This is a genomic window from [Chlorobium] sp. 445, assembly GCA_002763895.1.
In the GTDB taxonomy this organism is placed as follows: domain Bacteria; phylum Bacteroidota; class Chlorobiia; order Chlorobiales; family Thermochlorobacteraceae; genus Thermochlorobacter.
The window spans coordinates 1-17,242 of record NSLH01000022.1; the positions used below are offsets into that span (position 1 = coordinate 1).

At 46.8% G+C, this 17,242-nt stretch carries 13 protein-coding genes and 2 pseudogenes; 8 read left to right on the forward strand and 7 right to left on the reverse strand.

All coding sequences use genetic code 11. The features are described from left to right. Window positions 1–39 precede the first annotated feature (39 nt). The 5 genes from CMR00_09170 to CMR00_09190 all read right to left on the reverse strand — a co-directional run bounded on the left by CMR00_09170 (window position 40) and on the right by CMR00_09190 (window position 6,121). Complete coding sequence (locus tag CMR00_09170; GenBank protein PIO47617.1) at window positions 40–1,152, reverse strand: Fe-S cluster assembly protein HesB; 1,113 nt, start codon at window positions 1,150–1,152, stop codon at window positions 40–42. Further along, window positions 1,056–2,171 carry a histidinol-phosphate transaminase gene (locus tag CMR00_09175; GenBank protein PIO47618.1) on the reverse strand — a complete coding sequence of 372 codons (1,116 nt, stop codon included), beginning with the start codon at window positions 2,169–2,171 and terminating at the stop codon, window positions 1,056–1,058. Before CMR00_09175 ends, CMR00_09170 begins: the two co-directional genes overlap by 97 nt. Window positions 2,172–2,246: 75 nt before the next feature. Next, window positions 2,247–3,527, reverse strand: coding sequence for an ABC transporter permease (locus tag CMR00_09180; protein ID PIO47619.1), 1,281 nt, complete (start codon window positions 3,525–3,527; stop codon window positions 2,247–2,249). Then, a complete protein-coding gene (locus CMR00_09185) occupies window positions 3,524–4,795 on the reverse strand; it encodes a hypothetical protein (protein ID PIO47620.1) in 1,272 nt (423 codons plus the stop codon). Before CMR00_09185 ends, CMR00_09180 begins: the two co-directional genes overlap by 4 nt. A 6-nt stretch (window positions 4,796–4,801) precedes the next feature. Continuing rightward, window positions 4,802–6,121 carry a hypothetical protein gene (locus tag CMR00_09190; protein ID PIO47621.1) on the reverse strand — a complete coding sequence of 440 codons (1,320 nt, stop codon included), beginning with the start codon at window positions 6,119–6,121 and terminating at the stop codon, window positions 4,802–4,804. 357 nt (window positions 6,122–6,478) lie between these two features. Here CMR00_09190 and CMR00_09195 point away from each other — a divergent pair, with 357 nt between their 5' ends. From CMR00_09195 to CMR00_09230, 8 genes and pseudogenes are all read left to right on the forward strand, one after another. Then, on the forward strand, window positions 6,479–7,795 hold the full coding sequence (locus CMR00_09195; protein ID PIO47622.1) for an MFS transporter: 1,317 nt from the start codon (window positions 6,479–6,481) through the stop codon (window positions 7,793–7,795). Window positions 7,796–7,826: 31 nt separating this feature from the next. Next, window positions 7,827–8,246: a thioesterase gene (locus tag CMR00_09200; protein PIO47623.1), complete on the forward strand. Its 420-nt coding sequence runs from the start codon at window positions 7,827–7,829 to the stop codon at window positions 8,244–8,246. Between the two features lie 48 nt (window positions 8,247–8,294). Then, window positions 8,295–9,287, forward strand: a complete 993-nt coding sequence (locus CMR00_09205) for a hypothetical protein (protein PIO47624.1) — start codon at window positions 8,295–8,297, stop codon at window positions 9,285–9,287. A 277-nt stretch (window positions 9,288–9,564) separates the two neighbouring features. Then, a complete protein-coding gene (locus tag CMR00_09210; protein ID PIO47625.1) occupies window positions 9,565–10,563 on the forward strand; it encodes a hypothetical protein in 999 nt (332 codons plus the stop codon). 88 nt (window positions 10,564–10,651) lie between these two features. Continuing rightward, window positions 10,652–11,368, forward strand: a complete 717-nt coding sequence (locus tag CMR00_09215) for a short-chain dehydrogenase (GenBank protein PIO47626.1) — start codon at window positions 10,652–10,654, stop codon at window positions 11,366–11,368. Window positions 11,369–11,864: 496 nt separating this feature from the next. Next, window positions 11,865–12,442, forward strand: a pseudogene (locus tag CMR00_09220) (macrolide ABC transporter ATP-binding protein). A 33-nt stretch (window positions 12,443–12,475) separates the two neighbouring features. Continuing rightward, window positions 12,476–13,288, forward strand: a complete 813-nt coding sequence (locus CMR00_09225; protein PIO47627.1) for an NAD(+) synthetase — start codon at window positions 12,476–12,478, stop codon at window positions 13,286–13,288. 21 nt (window positions 13,289–13,309) lie between these two features. Next, window positions 13,310–13,690: a hypothetical protein gene (locus tag CMR00_09230; GenBank protein PIO47628.1), complete on the forward strand. Its 381-nt coding sequence runs from the start codon at window positions 13,310–13,312 to the stop codon at window positions 13,688–13,690. Window positions 13,691–13,812: 122 nt separating this feature from the next. On the opposite strand, the gene CMR00_09235 is transcribed toward CMR00_09230, so the two are convergent. Further along, window positions 13,813–14,355: a 3-deoxy-D-manno-octulosonate 8-phosphate phosphatase gene (locus tag CMR00_09235; GenBank protein PIO47629.1), complete on the reverse strand. Its 543-nt coding sequence runs from the start codon at window positions 14,353–14,355 to the stop codon at window positions 13,813–13,815. 9 nt (window positions 14,356–14,364) lie between these two features. Then, a pseudogene (locus tag CMR00_09240) lies at window positions 14,365–17,215 on the reverse strand (excinuclease ABC subunit A). Window positions 17,216–17,242: the final 27 nt, after the last annotated feature.

Consider the following 17,242-nt stretch of genomic DNA (forward strand, 5'->3'; position numbering starts at 1 on the left):
TAGGAAAATGTAAGTTAATTTTTTTGAGCTAGTTTTCCTTTAATAATCACGCATTTTTTTGATGTCACGACGCCAGTGGTGAAAGAGCCACTGGCCAGCAAGACCTACATATTGTGTGCCAAGAATTTCACGAGCGGCATCAGCGAGGGTGCGGTATGCACGAGAACTCAGGCTGGTAGTAGGTGTCTTCAAGCCAAACCATTGAGCAAGGTACTGGCGCACGTGGGTATCAATTGGAAAAGCATCATGGTGCCCGAGTCCGAAAAGACAGATGCAGTCAGCAATTTTATCGCCAATGCCATCGTATTGGAGCAGTGTGTTGCGGGCATGTTCAAGCGTAGCATGTGGTGCAGCAAGTGCATTGAGATTGAGCGAGCCATCGGCAACAGCATGTGCGACACGGCGGATATTTTCTGCGCGTCGGCTGTTGTTGTTAGTGCATTGGCGCAGTTGGCGAAGTGGTGCATCGGCAAGATCAGCCGGCGTAGGAAAGGTGTAATCCTTGATGACAAAAAACGACGGTGAAGCACTGTGAGGCTTACGCAGCGGTAGAGAAAATGCAAGCGGTGTTCCAAAGCGTTGTGCAAGCTGTGCCACTTGACGACGAATCAGAGCAATGCCCATACCTTGCGCACACATAAACGAAATCAGGGTTTCAAACGGTGCTTGTCGCAGAAGTCGCAATCCAAAGTATGGCATGGCACCAGCCACCAAATGCGGGTAGCGGCTCTGAAACGATGGACTGAAAACCTCTTGCAGATTATCAGACAGTCCCAGGTAGTAGTCTACGAAGAGTGTTAGCGGTTGTTGCGCAATCATGGGTGCAGAAGAGGCAATGAGGAGTTGTGATGACTGCATCTGCAGCGCAACGAAAGCATTTTGTACAACTGCTGTATAAATTTCGCCCGAATCACTGTGCAAAGTTTGCCAGCGAAAGGCTTGACCGCAAAAGAGAGTTTCGCGCAAATTCAGTGGTACGTTGAGCGAGAGCTTTTCCACAAAAGGGCTTGCTAGTTCAATACAATCGCCTCTGGAAGAGATCAGCACAGCTAAAATCAGGATTCTTGGAGTGCGTGCGTAGTAAGAAATTTTTCCATCAGCTCCACGCAGCGTGCGTTTTCTTTGGGCAATCCAATTGAGATACGCAGACAATGTGGCAACCCAAACGCTTTGAGTGGGCGGACAATAACGCCATTGCGAAGCAAAAATTCTGTAAGGTCATTGACGCGCGCCTCACTTTCCAAATCCAGCATAATAAAATTCGCCCAAGAGGGAATCCAAGTATAGCCGAGCTCTGAAAAAGCTTTGGTAAAAAACTGATAGCCTTCTCGGTTAAGTGCAAGTGAGCGTTGTAAGAACTCTTCATCGTCAAGGGCGGCAAGTGCGGCGGCTTGCGCAACAGAATTCGGTTCAAACGGGAGCTTGACTTTCAGAAGGTTGGTGATGAATTTTTCATGCGCAAAGCCATATCCAACACGCAAGCCTGCAAGTGCGTAGGCTTTTGAAAAGGTGCGCAGTGTAATAACGTTGTCATAGCGATACGACATAGAATCAGGGTAGAGTGGGTCGGAAGCGGCATACTCAAAGTAGGCTTCATCGAGGATGATAATGACGCGCTCAGGAATATGCTGAATGAAACGATCGAATTCTTCACGGGTGAAAATTGTGCCAGTCGGGTTATTGGGGTTGCAGAGATAGATGACTTTTGTGTTTTGTGTGACGGCATTTGCGATAGCATCTAAATCAAAGCGGTAGTCTTTTTTCAAGGGAACTTGAATGAAAGGGGCGCCTTTGGATTGCGCTAGCACTTTGAAGCCGATAAATGTGCCTTCGGATGTAAGCAGTTCGTCTTCGTCGCTGACAAATGCGCGAATGATGTTTGACATAATGCCTTCTGAGCCGGCGCCAGCGATGACATTATCTACTTTGAGATTGAAGCGTGCCGCTAATTTTTCACGCAAGGCAAGTGACAACGGATCGCCATAACGATTCACGCTGGTAATTGCTTCACGCATCGCTGAAAGTGCACGGAGTGAAATGCCCAGGGGATTTTCATTTGAGGCAAGTTTATAGACTTCGCTGATGCCGTAGAGCGTCTGGATTTCTGAAATGCTGCGTCCCGCTTTATAGGGCTCTAATTTTTCGATATGCGGTGGCACTAATTGCGACATACTTGTGCTGAAAAAGCGTTAGCGAAATTGGCAAAGTAATTTAGCAAAAGTGTAAAACTAAAAGTATGGAGCGTGCTACGACCGCCAGCGCTCAGCTGAAGTTGTAGCTAAAAGTGCCGCTCGATGCGCAGGGTAGAGACTGGCAAGAAATACAATCAGAAGTGCAGCCAAAATCACGGCAAGAAAATCGCTAGCAAGCATGGAAACGGGATAAGCACTAATGATAAACGACTCGGCATAAGGCAATGGCACAAGACCAAGTTTTTCTTGTAGCAAGCACACGAGAAACCCAAGTGCAGTGCCAATTGCTACGCCAATGAGTCCGATGAGCAAGCCCTCGAAGAGAAAGATGCGTCGCAGACTTGCAGGTGTAAATCCGATGCAATAGAGAAAATAGATATCGCGTCGTTTCTCGATGGCGGTCATGGTAAGTGAGCCAATCAAGCTCAAAGCTGCAACGATAACAATGAGTAACAGAATGATAAAGCTGCCCCATTTTTCTAGCTTCATAACGCGAAAAAGATCGAGAAATTTATCCGACAGACTCTCAACACTATACTGTTCTGAAAGCCCCTTTTGCTCAAGCCACTTAATCAACTGTGCTTTAAGCACGTCGTCAGAGATGCCTGATTTTGCGCGTACTTCAATGCCTGTAACGACGTCAGCCGGATAGCCAAAGACTTCTTGTGCAGTGCGAAGTGCAGCAAGGGCATAGATCTCGTCATAGACACGATGTGCTGAAAAGAAATTAGCAACGCGAAGTGTAGGCAACTCAAGGGTAGAGTAAAACAGCGGATTTTGCAGGGCGGCAAGTCCAGCATCAATGTGTTTTGCAGAAAGCAGACGCGCCTTGGTGTTATACATTGCAGAAAATCGGTAAGCCAGTGGCAAGCCCAACGTGAGTGTCCCTTCCTCGAGCGGTCGGCGATGTTCATCTAAGTAGTACGCTATTTCTTGATATGCTTCAGGCAAAATGCCTTTGAGCATGATAACGCCGCTTTGTTTATCGGTAATCATTAAGGCTTTGCCTTCAACGAATGGACGTGCTGAAGCGACACCATTGAGTGTAGAGAGTTCAGCACAAAGCGAATCGGAAAAACGAAGAGTAGCGCCCTGTTTGGCAATAACTTTTGCTTCGCTATCAATCACCAAAAAAAGGTTGTAGGCAAGATCTCGAAAGCCATTCATGACGCTGAGCACAATGATAATTGTGGCAGTGCCGATAATCACGCCAAGGATGCTAATGCCTGTAATCACGTTAATGATGCGAACTTTTTTAGCGGCGAAAATAAACCGTGAGGCAACATGCATGTTGGCTTTCAACTGCGGCGCTTGATGAAGCAAAGGAGTCTTCATATGCGAATGGCGTTGATGGGACTAAGTCGTGCCGCACTTTGTGCAGGAACAAGCGATGCCAAAAGTGCAATGACAAGTGCGACAATTGAAACAATAGCGTAATGTGCTGGCTCAATGATAATTGGAGCTTGCGAAATGTAGTATGTTTCTTCAGGCAAGGGAATAAAGTGAAAGTGCAGCTCAAGCAGCGAAAGTGCAAGTGCAAGTGCATTGCCAATCCCAATTCCCAAAAGCGACATCAAAAAAGCCTGAGAAATGAAGATTCGGCGTATATGTTTTGGGCTTGCGCCAAATGACATCAAAATACCGATTTCCATACTCTTTTCTAAAACAGTGATAAGCAAGGTGGAAATAATGTTGAAGGAAGCGACGATTGTAACCATCACCAAGAGCAGCGGCACGACATTTTTCTGCAAGCCAAGCCACGCATAAATCGAGGCGTGAAGTTGATAAATCGTGCGTGCAACAAGCGGCGCTTTGAGCTCATGGTTTATGATGTCGGCGGTTTGCCGCACCTGCGCAAAATTCTCAACGCGCACGTCGTATCCAGAAATTTTTTGGGGCGAATCTAGAAAGTGTTGAAGTGCAGGCAGCGTGGTGAAAACAATTGTTTCATCGAAGCCTTGCGCAAGACCTGTTTCATAGATACCGACGACCTGAGCGGTTTCAATTTTAAGTTGGCGCAAAAGTTCTTCAGGGCGTTGAATGTGAATGTGCGGCGGCAACTCACTCATTGCCACCGTTGAGGAAATAACCAAGAGTTCGGAGCCAACAGACAGTGCCAGACGCTGGGCTAGTTTTTTACCAATCAAAATTGGCAGTTTCACTGAAGCACTGTCTGAGAGGAAGTTGCCAGCGATAACTTTTTCATGTATGAATGAGACATCGTCTTTAGGTAAAATGCCTTTGACGAGAGCAGGCTCAATGAGTGCTTCACCAGTGTTGGAGCGCGATTTCAGAATCACATTGCGCTGCAGGAACGGTGCAACAGCTGCAACATTTTCAAGCTGCGAAAGGCTCAAGAGGGTTTGTGTGTCTAATTCAATTTCTTTGAGTGAGGCGTGCGAGACTTGAAGATGTGCACCGAAGAGAGAGAGTTTGGATTCAATGACTTGACTGAAGCCATAGACAATCGAGAGTGTCAGAATGAGAGCGGCTGTACCAACGCTCATGCCAACAACAGCAATAAGTGTAATGAACGAGGGTTTGCGATGACGCTCTTCTCTTGGAAAGGTAAAACGCCGAGCAATTGTGAACTCAAATTTCACAGCGCTTTATTCAGTTTGAGTCAGTTGAAGGTCGGAATAATGTAAGGATCGGTTTCGACCACGTGCTTTTGCTTCGTAGAGCGCCACATCAGCCACGCTAATCAGTTCCTCTTCGCTAGTGGCATCATGTGGGAAGGTGGCGATGCCTAAACTTGCGGTCAGGTTACCGCCCGGTTGCTTTTCCTGATTGATGAAAACTTCAGCTTCTATGGCTTTGCGAATGCGTTCAGCGACAGCTTTAGCTTCCTCCTTGTCAGTGCGGGGTAAAAGTACCGCAAACTCTTCACCGCCGAAACGCGCAGGCACATCGGTCTCACGGCACTCTTGACGAATCAGGCGTGCAACTTTCTTCAAGACTTCATCGCCGAGCAAGTGTCCGTTTGTGTCGTTGTAATGCTTGAATTTATCGACATCGACCATAATGATAGAGAAGGGCTCTTGAAAACGACGGGCGCGAACAAACTCTTGATGCAGTTGCGATTTGAAGTAGCGAAAATTGAACATTTGAGTTTTTTCATCAGTAATGATTAGGCGACTGAGCTCTTCGTTTTTTTCGTTGATGGCAGTACCAAATTCACTGATTTTTCGACAGAGCATTGCAATTTCGTCATTAAATCGGCGTGAGGTGCTCATCATGCGCATGTTGCTAATCATTTGAACGATAGTTTGAGGATCATCGACGCGCACAGAGCCCAGTCGGTCGCAGATGTTGCGGAGTGGCACGGCGGTCGAGCGGTAAATCAGGTAAGCAATGAGACAAAGAAGGGGCAAGAACACCGCAGCCATGAGAATAGCAAGACTGGTCAGCGTAGAAAGTTTTTCTCGCAGTTGAGTTGAAGCTCCAACAAGATCATCTTGTGTCGCTGACAGCAGTACATTGATGTCGCGCATAATTTGGTCAATCTTTTGCTGCTGATTCAAAGCCAACCGGCGCACTTCACTTTGCGACTTAGAGATTTCTGCAACATCAGCAAAATACTGCTGCACCGCCGCTTTCACATTTTGCAGTCTCGAGCGTGACAGAGAATCGGAATGGGGGTTTTTGAGCAAATCTTTCAAATCGCGCTCAATGCTTGCTTCAAGCGGTTTCATCTTGGAAAAAAGGGAACGATCACCTGTGGCAACAAACTTCCACAAACCCGAGTCATAAATCAAAAGGTGAATTTTCACTTCTTTGAGGGAAATGAAGTCATTGCTTTGCTCGGCTACATAACGCTTGAAGTCTGTCTCGAAGCGATACAACAGAAAAAGTGACACAGCTGGAAATGCCCCAGAAATCGCAATCGTGAAGATCAACAGAGCGATGATTTTGCCTTGAAGCGTCATAGTTACATGTGTTGTTCAAGAGTTGTTAAATTACTTAATTTACTTCAAGCTCCTCAAACAAATTCTTAAAGTGTTCAGGATGCGCCTCAGGTGAGATGTTTTGTTCCTGCCCTAGTCCAATAGAGTTGCAGAAACAAGTATTGCATCTACAAGTTATGTAAAAAAGCACAATGAATGCATTGTGGCGCAGACACCTTTCCGTAGCAAGCAGAGCGGAAGACAATGTGCAAGCATGTCAAACCGTACAAAATGTGCAACAGCTCTTATCAAAACTGTTGAATTGAAAAGTTCTTTTTTTATCTTTTGCAAAACTAACTCAACGCGCATTTTACACTTACACATTTACCTGCCATAACTATGAGCAAATTCGTCTTTTACTTCAACCTTGCGCGACTTGCGCTGTTTCAAATCTCTTTTGGCATTATCTACGCGATTCTCACCGATACACTAAACCGCGTAATGACAATTGAGCTGGGCATTGCAGCGGCACTTGTTGGTGCGCTCATTGGTATTCGTGAACTGATGGTGCTTCTAGGTGTGAAAATTTGGGCGGGCAATCTCTCCGATAAGACACACTTTTTTGGCTACAAACGCACACCCTTTATTCTGGGAGGCTTGGTGCTCTGCTGCATGATGTTCCCACTGATTGCGCCGCTTGCAATTAAGATGCAGACAAATTTCTGGCCTAACTTACTGTTGCTGATTGCAGTCTTCACAGTGTTCGGGATAGGTTACCATGCTTCACTGACAACCTACTACGCCTTAATTGCTGATTATGCCGGCGAAAAATCGCTGAGCAAAGTTGCAGCCATTAGTTGGATTTTGATGGTGCTCTCTGGCATCTTTACAGCGGTGGCAATGAAGAAAGCCTTAGAAGATTTTACGACCGATAAGCTTATTGCGGCAATGCAAACTGCAACAATGGTTTCATTTCTCATTGGCACATTGACCACGATTGGACTAGAACGCCGCTACCAAGAACCCACCCAGCAAAGCGATGCCCCACTCACATTTTTGCAATCACTGGCACTTATTAACGACTCTCCAATGACAAAAGGGTTTTTCTTCTATGTCTTCATCTCCATTTTTGCCGCGTTTGGCAATGAACTTGTTATGGAGCCTTTTGGTGCCGATGTGCATGGTCTGACCGTCGCTGAAACCACCAATTTCAGACCTTATCTTGGCGGCTCGCAGTTGATTTTCATGCTGATTACAGGCTTTACGATTCAGTATGTTGGCTTAAAAAATGCCATTGCGTTTGGCAATACCGTAGCAGCGATTGGGTTTTTCATTTTAATTGCTTCTGGACTGCTGCATTACAAACTTTTGCTCTATGTCGGACTTGTTGTTGTCGGTATTGGTTTAGGATGCTGCACAGTAGGAAACATCATCTTCATGATTTCCATGCATGCAGGGCGTTCGGGACTTTACATTGGGCTTTGGGGCACAGCACAGAGCCTTGCCAACTTTTCAGGTGAGCTTGGAATGGGCGCAATTCGCGACATATTAATACATTGGTTCCCTAATCCGATGGTAGCCTATGGCGCGGTGTTTTTGCTAGAAATAGTGGCATTCAGTATTGCGACGCTCATGCTGCCAAGGTTCTCGCAAGAAAAATTCGAAGCCGAAAGCAGAGTCTCACTGGAGCGAGTGCTGGCGGTTGCCGCCGATTGATACAGGGCGATGCGCCTCAAGAATCTCTACGATGAGAATGAGTAAAACTGTATTGAAGCCAAAGCAAGTCTTTGAGCGGCATTTTCGTGTGCAACCCGAAGACATTGATATGCAAAATCACGCTAGCAACATTGCCTACCTGAAATGGACACAAGACGTGGCGGTACAGCATTGGCGTGCTCGCGCAACGATAGAGCAACAAGAAAACTTCACATGGGTTGTGATTCGCCACGAAATTGACTACCTCAAACCATCTTTTTTAGGTCAAGAATTGCTCTCGAAGACTTGGATTGGCAAAGCCACTGCAGCAACCTGCGAACGCTTTACAGAAATTTGGCGACCAAGTGACAACCAGCTCTTGGCAAAAGTGCGCAGCGTCTGGTGCCTACTAAATAGACAATCACTCCGACCGCAACGCATTACGCCAGACTTAGTGGCGCGTTTTCAATAAGCAAAACCACATGACTCAACCTTAACAGCCGTCAGAGGAGGCTTGACCATGAAAAATGTCCTCATTATTGGTACAACAGGCGTTTTAGGCAGGGAACTCGTGCCACGCCTCAAAGCCAAAGGATATCAGGTACGCGGGCTTGTACGCCCTGAGTCCAAAGAAAAATTAGAAGCTGCACGCGCAGCAGGGCTACCAGAGTTTGAGGTTGCTTTTGGCAACATTATGGACAAGGCGAGCTTAGTGCAAGCCATGCAGGGAATGGATGTCGTGATTTCTTGTGTGAGCGCAGGACAAGACCGTACAGCTCAATCGCGTGGCAATGCAGAGCACTTCGGACAAATGAATGCCATTGAAGCCGCAAAAGAGACAGGCGTAAAGCAGTTTATTTTTACTTCGACACTCTTTCCTAAAAACTCTCTCGGATACAGTTTCGTCTGGGCAAAGCTAATGACAGAGGAAAAACTACGTGAAAGCGGGCTAACCTACACGATTTTCCGTCCATGCGGATTTTTCTACGAGCTCTATTACAGAGGCGAGCCGTTTGTTCAAGCCACAAACATCTTTCCCATTCTCGGTGATGGCAAAACCACGACGCAAATGCTTGCAGAGCAAGATGTGGCAGCAATGTATGTTGCAGCAATTGGCAACCCAGAGTGCTTGAACAAAACACTGGAAATTGGTGGTGGTAGACTCATGACTTTTAATGATCTCATTGAAGAGTGGTCGAAGGTGAGAATGAAGTATGAAGGCAAGCCTGTTGTAGCGTTCCACATTCCTGTAACGCCGCTACGTATCTTTGCTGAAGCCGTCAAGCCTTTCTGGGAGCAAGCGTGGGGACTAGTGCATCTCTTAGATTTTAGTTACGACAATATGGCGTGCGACATGACAGAACCTAAGCGCATCTTGGGCATCGATCGCCTGATGACGCTGGAGGAATACATCACAGAAGCCTATGAGAAAAAATATGCCGGGCGGCTTCATCAGGCAACAAGTGCAACAAGTGAGCACTTGACATCTGAACAAGTCTCTCACACGGCATAATAAGCATGCATCAAGTTTGAACTAAGCGTGGTCGATAGAGCCGAATTTTCAGGCAAGTGGTTCTACTGCGTAACATGAGTTTTTACACTATGGTCTAACTTTGTCTGCGCGCGGTCTCGCTTCGCAAAAAACTTTAAGTAAATTAGAGTGGTTTCAGTGGGTAGTGTTTACCCACAGCGCACATTCAACTCGCATAGTAGTTTTGCGCATTGCATTGTGAGTGTGGGCAGACAAATGTATCGTAGTATCTGCAACAACTAAACAACTTTCGCAAACTATGGACAGATCATCAATTAAGCTCTTCCTTGCAGTCGTGCTCGGTATCTTGACAATCTTTGTCATTTATCTAGCAGTTGCAGCATGGAATGGCGTTCCCGTCAGTAAAGTCGGCTATACTTACATTAGATACGTTGCGCTGTTTCTGGGCGCCAGTCTAACGGTGTGGATTGCTGGCAAATTCGTACAGCAGTACAATTCAGGGTGGTTCCTGCCAATTATTTTCGTCGGCATGGCATCTATCTTCTTTGCGTGGATCGGGGTAGTGGCTACCAACCCGCGTGAAGTCAGAGTCTTCAAGGATGGCAGCCCTGCACCACGTACCGTTGCGCAACTTAACGGCGAAGAGCCAGTGCCTGCTACACCTGCAAGCGAGGTAACCCCGCCAGCTTTGACCTCTGTCGATGCCGCCAAAGCTGAGTACGATGAGTTAATGAAGAAATACGACTTCCCTGAAAAGTATCGCCAATTCGATGAAACCTTTATCGTATCCGAATCAAAGGTTAACGAATTTGTGGCGCAAATGCTCGCTTCCAAAAATTCTAAAGGTGAAGCCATCAAGGTAGAAGATGTTGATGTCTTCAAAATTCAGAACTACCTGATGAAGGAATTTTTGAAGCGTAAGGAAGAAAAGGAAAAGAAAGCCTCAGAAGCGACTTCCGCTGTCAATGCCCCTGCGCCAGCAACGGTTGCTGCTGCTGAGCCAGCTCCAGCTGATGAACCTGCGGCACCTGCTGAAGCAGTAGTCGTACCAGCCTCTGGTGGACAAGATGCACTAGCTTATGAAGCACTCTACAAAAAGAAGTGTGCTAGTTGCCATTCGCTGAGTGCCAATGCAGGCAAGATGCGCCAAAAGTGGATGAAAGATGATGCGAAAACGCTGGAACTTGTCCAATGGATGCAGCGCCTTGCAAAACAAGATCGCTCCAAAGCCTTCACCGATGATGAAGCTAAGAAAATCGCAGCGTTCATCAGAGCGCCCGGCGCAAAACTTTACTAGCCGACTTTCAAACCCTGAAGAAAGCGTTTCAAGGCACAAATCTTGAAACGCTTTTTATTTTGTCTTTCAGTCTTACTACGATACCACTATGTCCGTCATTCTCATCACTGGCGCAGGTAAAGGGATTGGGCGCCATCTTGCTCTTGAATTTGCACAGCGCAAGTGCACTGACTTTGAGCCTAAGTTGTTGCTTGTCTCCCGCACCCACGCCGATTTAGAAACGCTTCAACACGAGTGCCACCAGCATCATGTGGAAGCAGAAATTTGTGTCGCTGATATTGCCCGCCTCTCTGACATTGAAAACATCTACACGTGTGCCATCAAGCGTTTCGGCAAGATTGACTGCCTCGTCAACAATGCAGGTGTGGGGCGCTTCAAGAACATCTTAGAGCTCACCGAAGAGGACTTTGACTACACCATAGACATTAACCTAAAAGGCACATTTTTCCTGACTCAGAAGGTCTTTGAAGACATGCAACGTCGCCGTAGTGGGCATATCATTTTCATAACCTCTGTGGCAGCAGAGACCCCCTTTGAGCAAAGTGCAATTTACTGCATGTCAAAGTTTGGTCAGAAAGGCTTGGTAGAAGTCCTCCGACTTTATGCGCGCAAATGCAATGTGCGTGTAACCAACATCATGCCCGGCGCGGTCTATACGCCAATGTGGGGCGAAGATGCTCAAAAATTCCAACCACGCATGATGATGCCTGAAGATGTTGCAAAACTTGTCGTGGAGGCATACTTGCAGCCCGAGCGCACCAGCGTTGAGGAAATTGTCTTACGACCTATCGCAGGAGATTTGTGATGCATGTGACGCACTTACTGCAAAGTGCGAACTTTCATTGACACTACTTCTTCAGTCAGAATATCTACCTTGAAGACTTTATAGCGGCGCACAAGATTTGATAACGCATACGACGAATCATTGGTGGGCATATCGTAGCCAATGGTAACAAACCAGAATTGCCCATCTTCCGACTTTCTCAATTTCTTCAACGCAGATATTTTGATAGGCAGCATCTTGCATCACATCACGAAAGTGCGAGAGCGCTTTCTGTGCCGCTTCCTTGAAACCTACAATGTTTTTGGACATACTACTAAATTTGAGTTAGAGTTTGTGTAAGATACGCACTTCGACTGAACGTCTTTAGAAGGCAAGGCGTTTTGAGAACAATGTTTTCTTCATTTCGGCATGATTGAACTCAAAGACGTTGTCAAAATCTACAACGAAAAAAACTGCACCAGTCTATGCGCTTGCAGGGGTCTCACTCAAGATTGAGCGGGCCGAACTTGTAGCACTCATGGGCAGTTCGGGCAGTGGCAAGACCACAATGCTGAACATTGTGTCGGCAATTGACAAACCGACGCGCGGCACCGTGAAAATTGATGGAACGGATATCAGCATGATGACCGAGCGCGAACTGACGGCATTTCGACGCAAAAAAATTGGGGTCATCTTCCAATTCTTCAATTTGATGCCCACACTCACCGTACTGGAAAATGTGCTTTTGCCAAGCACGCTGGCGCGCTTACCTGAAAAAGAAACACAGCGCGTGCATTGATGCTCATTGAACGCGTAGGACTTTCACATCGGCTGTCGCATAAGCCCTTTGAACTCTCAGGCGGAGAAATGCAGCGCACCGCAATTGCCCGCGCTTTGATGAACAATCCTGATATCATTATTGCTGACGAACCAACGGGAAATTTGGACTCAAAAAATGCGGCACAAATTTTGGACCTTGTAGAAGAGCTAGCGCGTGAGCAAAAAAAGACATTCATCATTGCCACCCATGCCAGTGATGTAGCGCAAATCGCGGACCGTACAATTGTCATGCGCGATGGACAAATCGTGGAAGATGAACTTGCCATAAGACGCTGAAAGTGTTTGCCCTAACGCTATCAAAACGCTCCAATGAATTACCAACTTGTTGAAGACATTCTGCTCAATTTCATTCGCTGCGAAGTGCGCAAAGTCGGATTTGAGAAAGTTGTACTCGGGCTTTCAGGCGGTGTGGATTCGGCAGTGTCGTGTGCCTTGGCGACACGTGCATTAGGCAAGGAAAACGTGCTGGCTGTGATGATGCCCTACAAAACAAGTAGCCCCGATAGTCTCTCTGATGCAGAATTGCTGATTGCGCAGTTAGGCATTGCCTCAGAGCGGCGTGATATTACACCAATGGTTGATGCGTATTTTGCAACAGAGCCTGATGCCAATCACGTGCGTCGTGGCAATGTTATGGCGAGAATGCGTATGATTGTGCTCTATGATATTTCCATGCGCGATCATCGACTCGTGATAGGCACAAGCAATAAAACGGAATTGCTGCTGGGCTACGGCACACTCTTTGGCGATATGGCTTCCGCAATCAATCCGATTGGTGATCTCTACAAAACGCAAGTTTGGCAGTTAGCTAAGCACCTGCAGATACCGCAGCGCATCATTGATAAAAAGCCCAGTGCAGACCTCTGGGAAGGACAAACAGATGAAGATGAGCTTGGCTTCACGTACGCTGAAGTCGATAAATTGCTCTATCAAATGATAGACTTGCGCCTATCCGATGAAGAACTCATAAAGAGTGGAACTTCTGCGGCGTTTTTGAGTAAAACAAGGCAACTTGTCGTGCGCAGTCAATTTAAGCGAATGACACCAGTGATTGCAAAACTTTCTGCACGCACACTGGGCGTTGATTTTCGCTATGCGCGCGATTGGCAAGCTGTCAAATAACTCTTGAACTCAATAGGTACAATGCAAAGCATTTTTCTGATTACTTTTGCTGCTTCCCAACGAAGCGACGAAAACACAAATGCACTGATTTTGAACACTAAAACGTCATCGCTGCGTGCCGAAATAGAGCTGAGCGGTGATCTCTGGGGCGGCGAGCAGTCACAACCACTCTATAACGAGGTAACGCGCCTGCTTGAAGCTGGGCACAAACACATTATCTTGGATATCAAAAATGTCTTTTTTGCAAATAGCTCAGGCGTAGGATTGCTGATTCGCTTGCATGTCAAAGCCGAAAAGCATGGTGCGAAGATCACAATTGCAAATCCTAATCCGAACCTCAAAAAGGTCTTTGAGACAATGAACCTCAATCAAGTAATGCATATTGTATCGGCATCCGTTTAGAGCTTATCACAGCGCCATCATGCGACTACAGGGCAGTGCATAACACTGCCTTTTTGCGTTCATGCCAATTTTGGCTGTAAAAAGATGCAAGCAAGTGTAAAGGGTAGAGTATTTGGAGAGTGTCAAGGGCGCATGGCACTTTTTTCACCACGCAGGTAAAGCAACCGCTCTGCAAAATCTCGGAAGGCACCATATCCACCACGTGCTTTGCACACATAGTGCACAATGGAGCGAATTGCAGGCAGTGCATCGTTGGGAGAGGCGGTCAAGCCCGATTCGCCAATGATGTGAAGAATATCCCAATCGTTCATATCGTCACCGATGTAAGCAAGATTTTCAACTTTCAAACATGTTTCTTTAAGGATGTGCTCAAGATGCGCACGTTTATCTTTGATACCAAGGTAGAGAAAGGGGAGATGAAGTTTTTCAGCACGTTTTTTGACACTGCCCGATTGCTCACCAGTGATAATTGCCGTTTCTATGCCAGCCAGTTTACGCAAACGCTCCACACCCATGCCATCACGGATAGAAAAACGCTTTAATTCTTCGCCGCGCTCGGAGTAATAGACGCCGGTGTCAGTCAAGACGCCGTCGTTATCGGTGAGCACAAGTTTGATGCGCGCGGCACGCTTCTTTTGTTCGGCAAGCGAGAGTTTTTTGGGCATCTCATTAGCTTAGCTTTTTTTGAGATACTCACGCAGGTATTTGGCAGTGTAGGAGCGCTCTGACATAGCAACCTCTTCGGGTGTGCCTTGCGCAATAATTTCACCACCACGCTCACCTGCCTCTGGTCCTAAATCAATAATCCAGTCCGCTTGCTTGATGAGGTCAAGATTGTGTTCAATGACGACAAGTGTGTTGTTTTGCTCAAGAAGTCGATTGAAGCAGGCGATGAGTTTTCGAATATCATCAAAGTGCAAGCCTGTCGTCGGCTCATCGAAGATAAACAAGCTATTTTTGGATTCACTGCTAGCGATGTGATAAGCAAGTTTCAGGCGCTGGGCTTCGCCACCAGAAAGTGTACTGCCAGATTGACCGAGCTGCAAATAATCTAAGCCAACTTCCTGCAAGATTTTGAGTTTTTTTACGATGTTCTTTTGGTCGCTAAAAACTCGGCAGCTTCGGCAACTGTCATCTCCAACACATCGGCAATAGATTTGTCTTTGTAGCGGGCATTCAAGGTATCGCTTTTGTAGCGCTTGCCGTTGCAAGCCTCACAGATGGTTTCAACGTCTGCAAGAAATTGCATCTCAACGCGAACAATGCCTTCACCTGCACAGGCTTCGCAGCGACCCCCCGGAATGTTAAACGAGAAATAGCCTGCATCCCAGCCTTTCATTTTGGCATATGGGGTTTGGGCAAACAGCAAGCGAATGTCATCAAAGACTTTCATGTAAGTAGCTGGATTGCTGCGACTGGAGCGTCCGATTGGCGACTGGTCGACAATCTCGACTTTCTCGACAAGGTGTGCGCCACGCAGCGCTTTGTGAGTGCCAACTTTTTCACTGGTGCCGACTTTTTGTTTAAGCAAACCCAAGTAGAGAATGTCGTGCACCAGCGTAGATTTGCCTGAGCCGCTTACGCCCGTTACACAGGTCATGACGCCAAGCGGAAATTTGACCGTGAGGTTTTTGAGATTATTCTCGAGCGCGCCCTCAATTTCAATTGCCCTTGAAAAATCCACGGCGCGTCGCTGTTGAGGCACAGCAATAGCATGTTTGTTGTAAAGATATTTTCCGGTAAGTGAATGAGGCGATTGTACCACGTCGGCAGGTGGACCTTGAAAGACAAGCGAGCCGCCATGGCGACCAGCACCTATACCCAAATCAATGAGTTCATCAGCAGCTTCGATAATTTCGCGGTCGTGCTCAACAACGACAACCGTATTGCCAATATCGCGCAAGCGTTTGAGAATTTGAATCAGCCGTGCGGAATCGTGTTGATGCAGTCCAATCGAGGGCTCGTCCAAAATGTAAATGGAGCCCATGAGTGAAGAGCCGAGCGAAGTTGCTAAGTTGATGCGTTGCGACTCTCCACCTGAGAGTGTGTTCGAGGGACGATTCAGTGTCAGGTAGTCTAAGCCTACTTCAACCAGATAGCCCAAGCGTTTTTCTAGTTCATTCAAAATGGTTTGTGCAATCTCTTTATCGAAGCGCGAGATTTCAAGGTGTTTGATAAACTCATAGGCTTCAGCGATGCTCATTTGCACAATGTCGAAAATCGTTTTGCCGGCAACTTTCACATACAAGGCTTCTTTGCGCAAGCGAGAGCCACCGCAGTCGGGGCAAGTGGAGTAGCCGCGGTAGCGATTAAGCAGCACGCGGTAGTGCATCTTGTATTGCGCTTCTTTTTCAACTTCTTCAAAGAAGCCGTTGATGCCAAGAAAGCCATCTTTCGGTGCACCTTGCCAAATCAGTTTTTGGCACTAGCAGGAAGTTTGCTGTAGGGCATATCGAGCGGAAGGTCATATTTTGGTGCGATTCGAATGAGCGCACGCAAATGCTGAGAATGCTTATCTGAGTTCCAACAGACGATGGCGCCATCGCGCAAGCACAAGGCTTTGTTCGGCACCACTGCATCTTCATCGATGCCAGCCACACGCCCAAGACCTTGACAAGTTGGACATGCCCCAAAGGGCGAATTAAACGCAAAAAGCTGAGGCGTGGGTTCTTCGTATTCGACACCGTTGAGTTCAAACTTATCGCTAAAGACATAATCTCTGCCTTCCAAAACACGCACGGTGCAATAACCATTCGATTCAGCAAAAGCGGTTTCAACAGCTTCCGTGATGCGTGAGAAAGTCTCATCGTTGTGTTTGAGAACTAACCTATCGACCAGCACAAGCAACTTTTCTTGCTCTTTCTTTGCAAGTGCAAGCAATTTTTTTCATCGTCTGGACGACTGACATCTAAAAGGGTTTTTCCATGAACAATACGGTAAAAGCCTTTTTGTTTGAGGGTTTGGATTTCTTCTGTGAGCGTGCGGTCTTTTTTTCTTTTCGTCTTTGTGATGCGGAAAGGGAAAGCAGATGTAGAACTTGATGCCTTCTTCCAAAAGCCGCATTTGAATCAAGACATCTTCGGGCGAGTGCTTGAGCACCATTTCATGTGTATCGGGTGAATAGGTTTTCCCAATGCGTGCAAAGAGCAGTCGCAGGTAGTCATAGATTTCCGTAACTGTACCAACGGTTGAGCGTGGATTTTTAGAAATGGTTTTCTGTTCAATTGCAATAGCAGGCGCGATGCCAGAGATAAAATCTACATCAGGCTTTTGCATGCGCTCGAGAAACTGGCGAATGTAAGCAGAGAGCGATTCCACATACCGGCGATGCCCTTCCGCATACAGCGTGTCGAAAGCAAGGCTAGATTTCCCTGAGCCACTGACGCCTGTGATGACAACCAGCTTATTGCGCGGAATAACAACATCAAGATTTTTGAGGTTGTGTGTTCTTGCCCCTTTGATGAAAATCCCATTTACAGCTCGGCTGGTCTGAGAAGCCAACGGCGTGTGAACTTCTGCACTCATGCTTTAGGATGTCTAAGTTTGCACAGC

Coding starts and splice junctions, on each gene's coding strand:
- CMR00_09230 (PIO47628.1), top strand. CDS start 13,310: ATGCAAAGCATTTTTCTGATTACTTTTGCTGCTTCCCAACGAAGCGAC.
- CMR00_09225 (PIO47627.1), top strand. CDS start 12,476: ATGAATTACCAACTTGTTGAAGACATTCTGCTCAATTTCATTCGCTGC.
- CMR00_09210 (PIO47625.1), top strand. CDS start 9,565: ATGGACAGATCATCAATTAAGCTCTTCCTTGCAGTCGTGCTCGGTATC.
- CMR00_09195 (PIO47622.1), top strand. CDS start 6,479: ATGAGCAAATTCGTCTTTTACTTCAACCTTGCGCGACTTGCGCTGTTT.
- CMR00_09200 (PIO47623.1), top strand. CDS start 7,827: ATGAGAATGAGTAAAACTGTATTGAAGCCAAAGCAAGTCTTTGAGCGG.
- CMR00_09215 (PIO47626.1), top strand. CDS start 10,652: ATGTCCGTCATTCTCATCACTGGCGCAGGTAAAGGGATTGGGCGCCAT.
- CMR00_09175 (PIO47618.1), bottom strand. CDS start 2,171: ATGTCGCAATTAGTGCCACCGCATATCGAAAAATTAGAGCCCTATAAA.
- CMR00_09180 (PIO47619.1), bottom strand. CDS start 3,527: ATGAAGACTCCTTTGCTTCATCAAGCGCCGCAGTTGAAAGCCAACATG.
- CMR00_09205 (PIO47624.1), top strand. CDS start 8,295: ATGAAAAATGTCCTCATTATTGGTACAACAGGCGTTTTAGGCAGGGAA.
- CMR00_09235 (PIO47629.1), bottom strand. CDS start 14,355: ATGCCCAAAAAACTCTCGCTTGCCGAACAAAAGAAGCGTGCCGCGCGC.
- CMR00_09190 (PIO47621.1), bottom strand. CDS start 6,121: ATGACGCTTCAAGGCAAAATCATCGCTCTGTTGATCTTCACGATTGCG.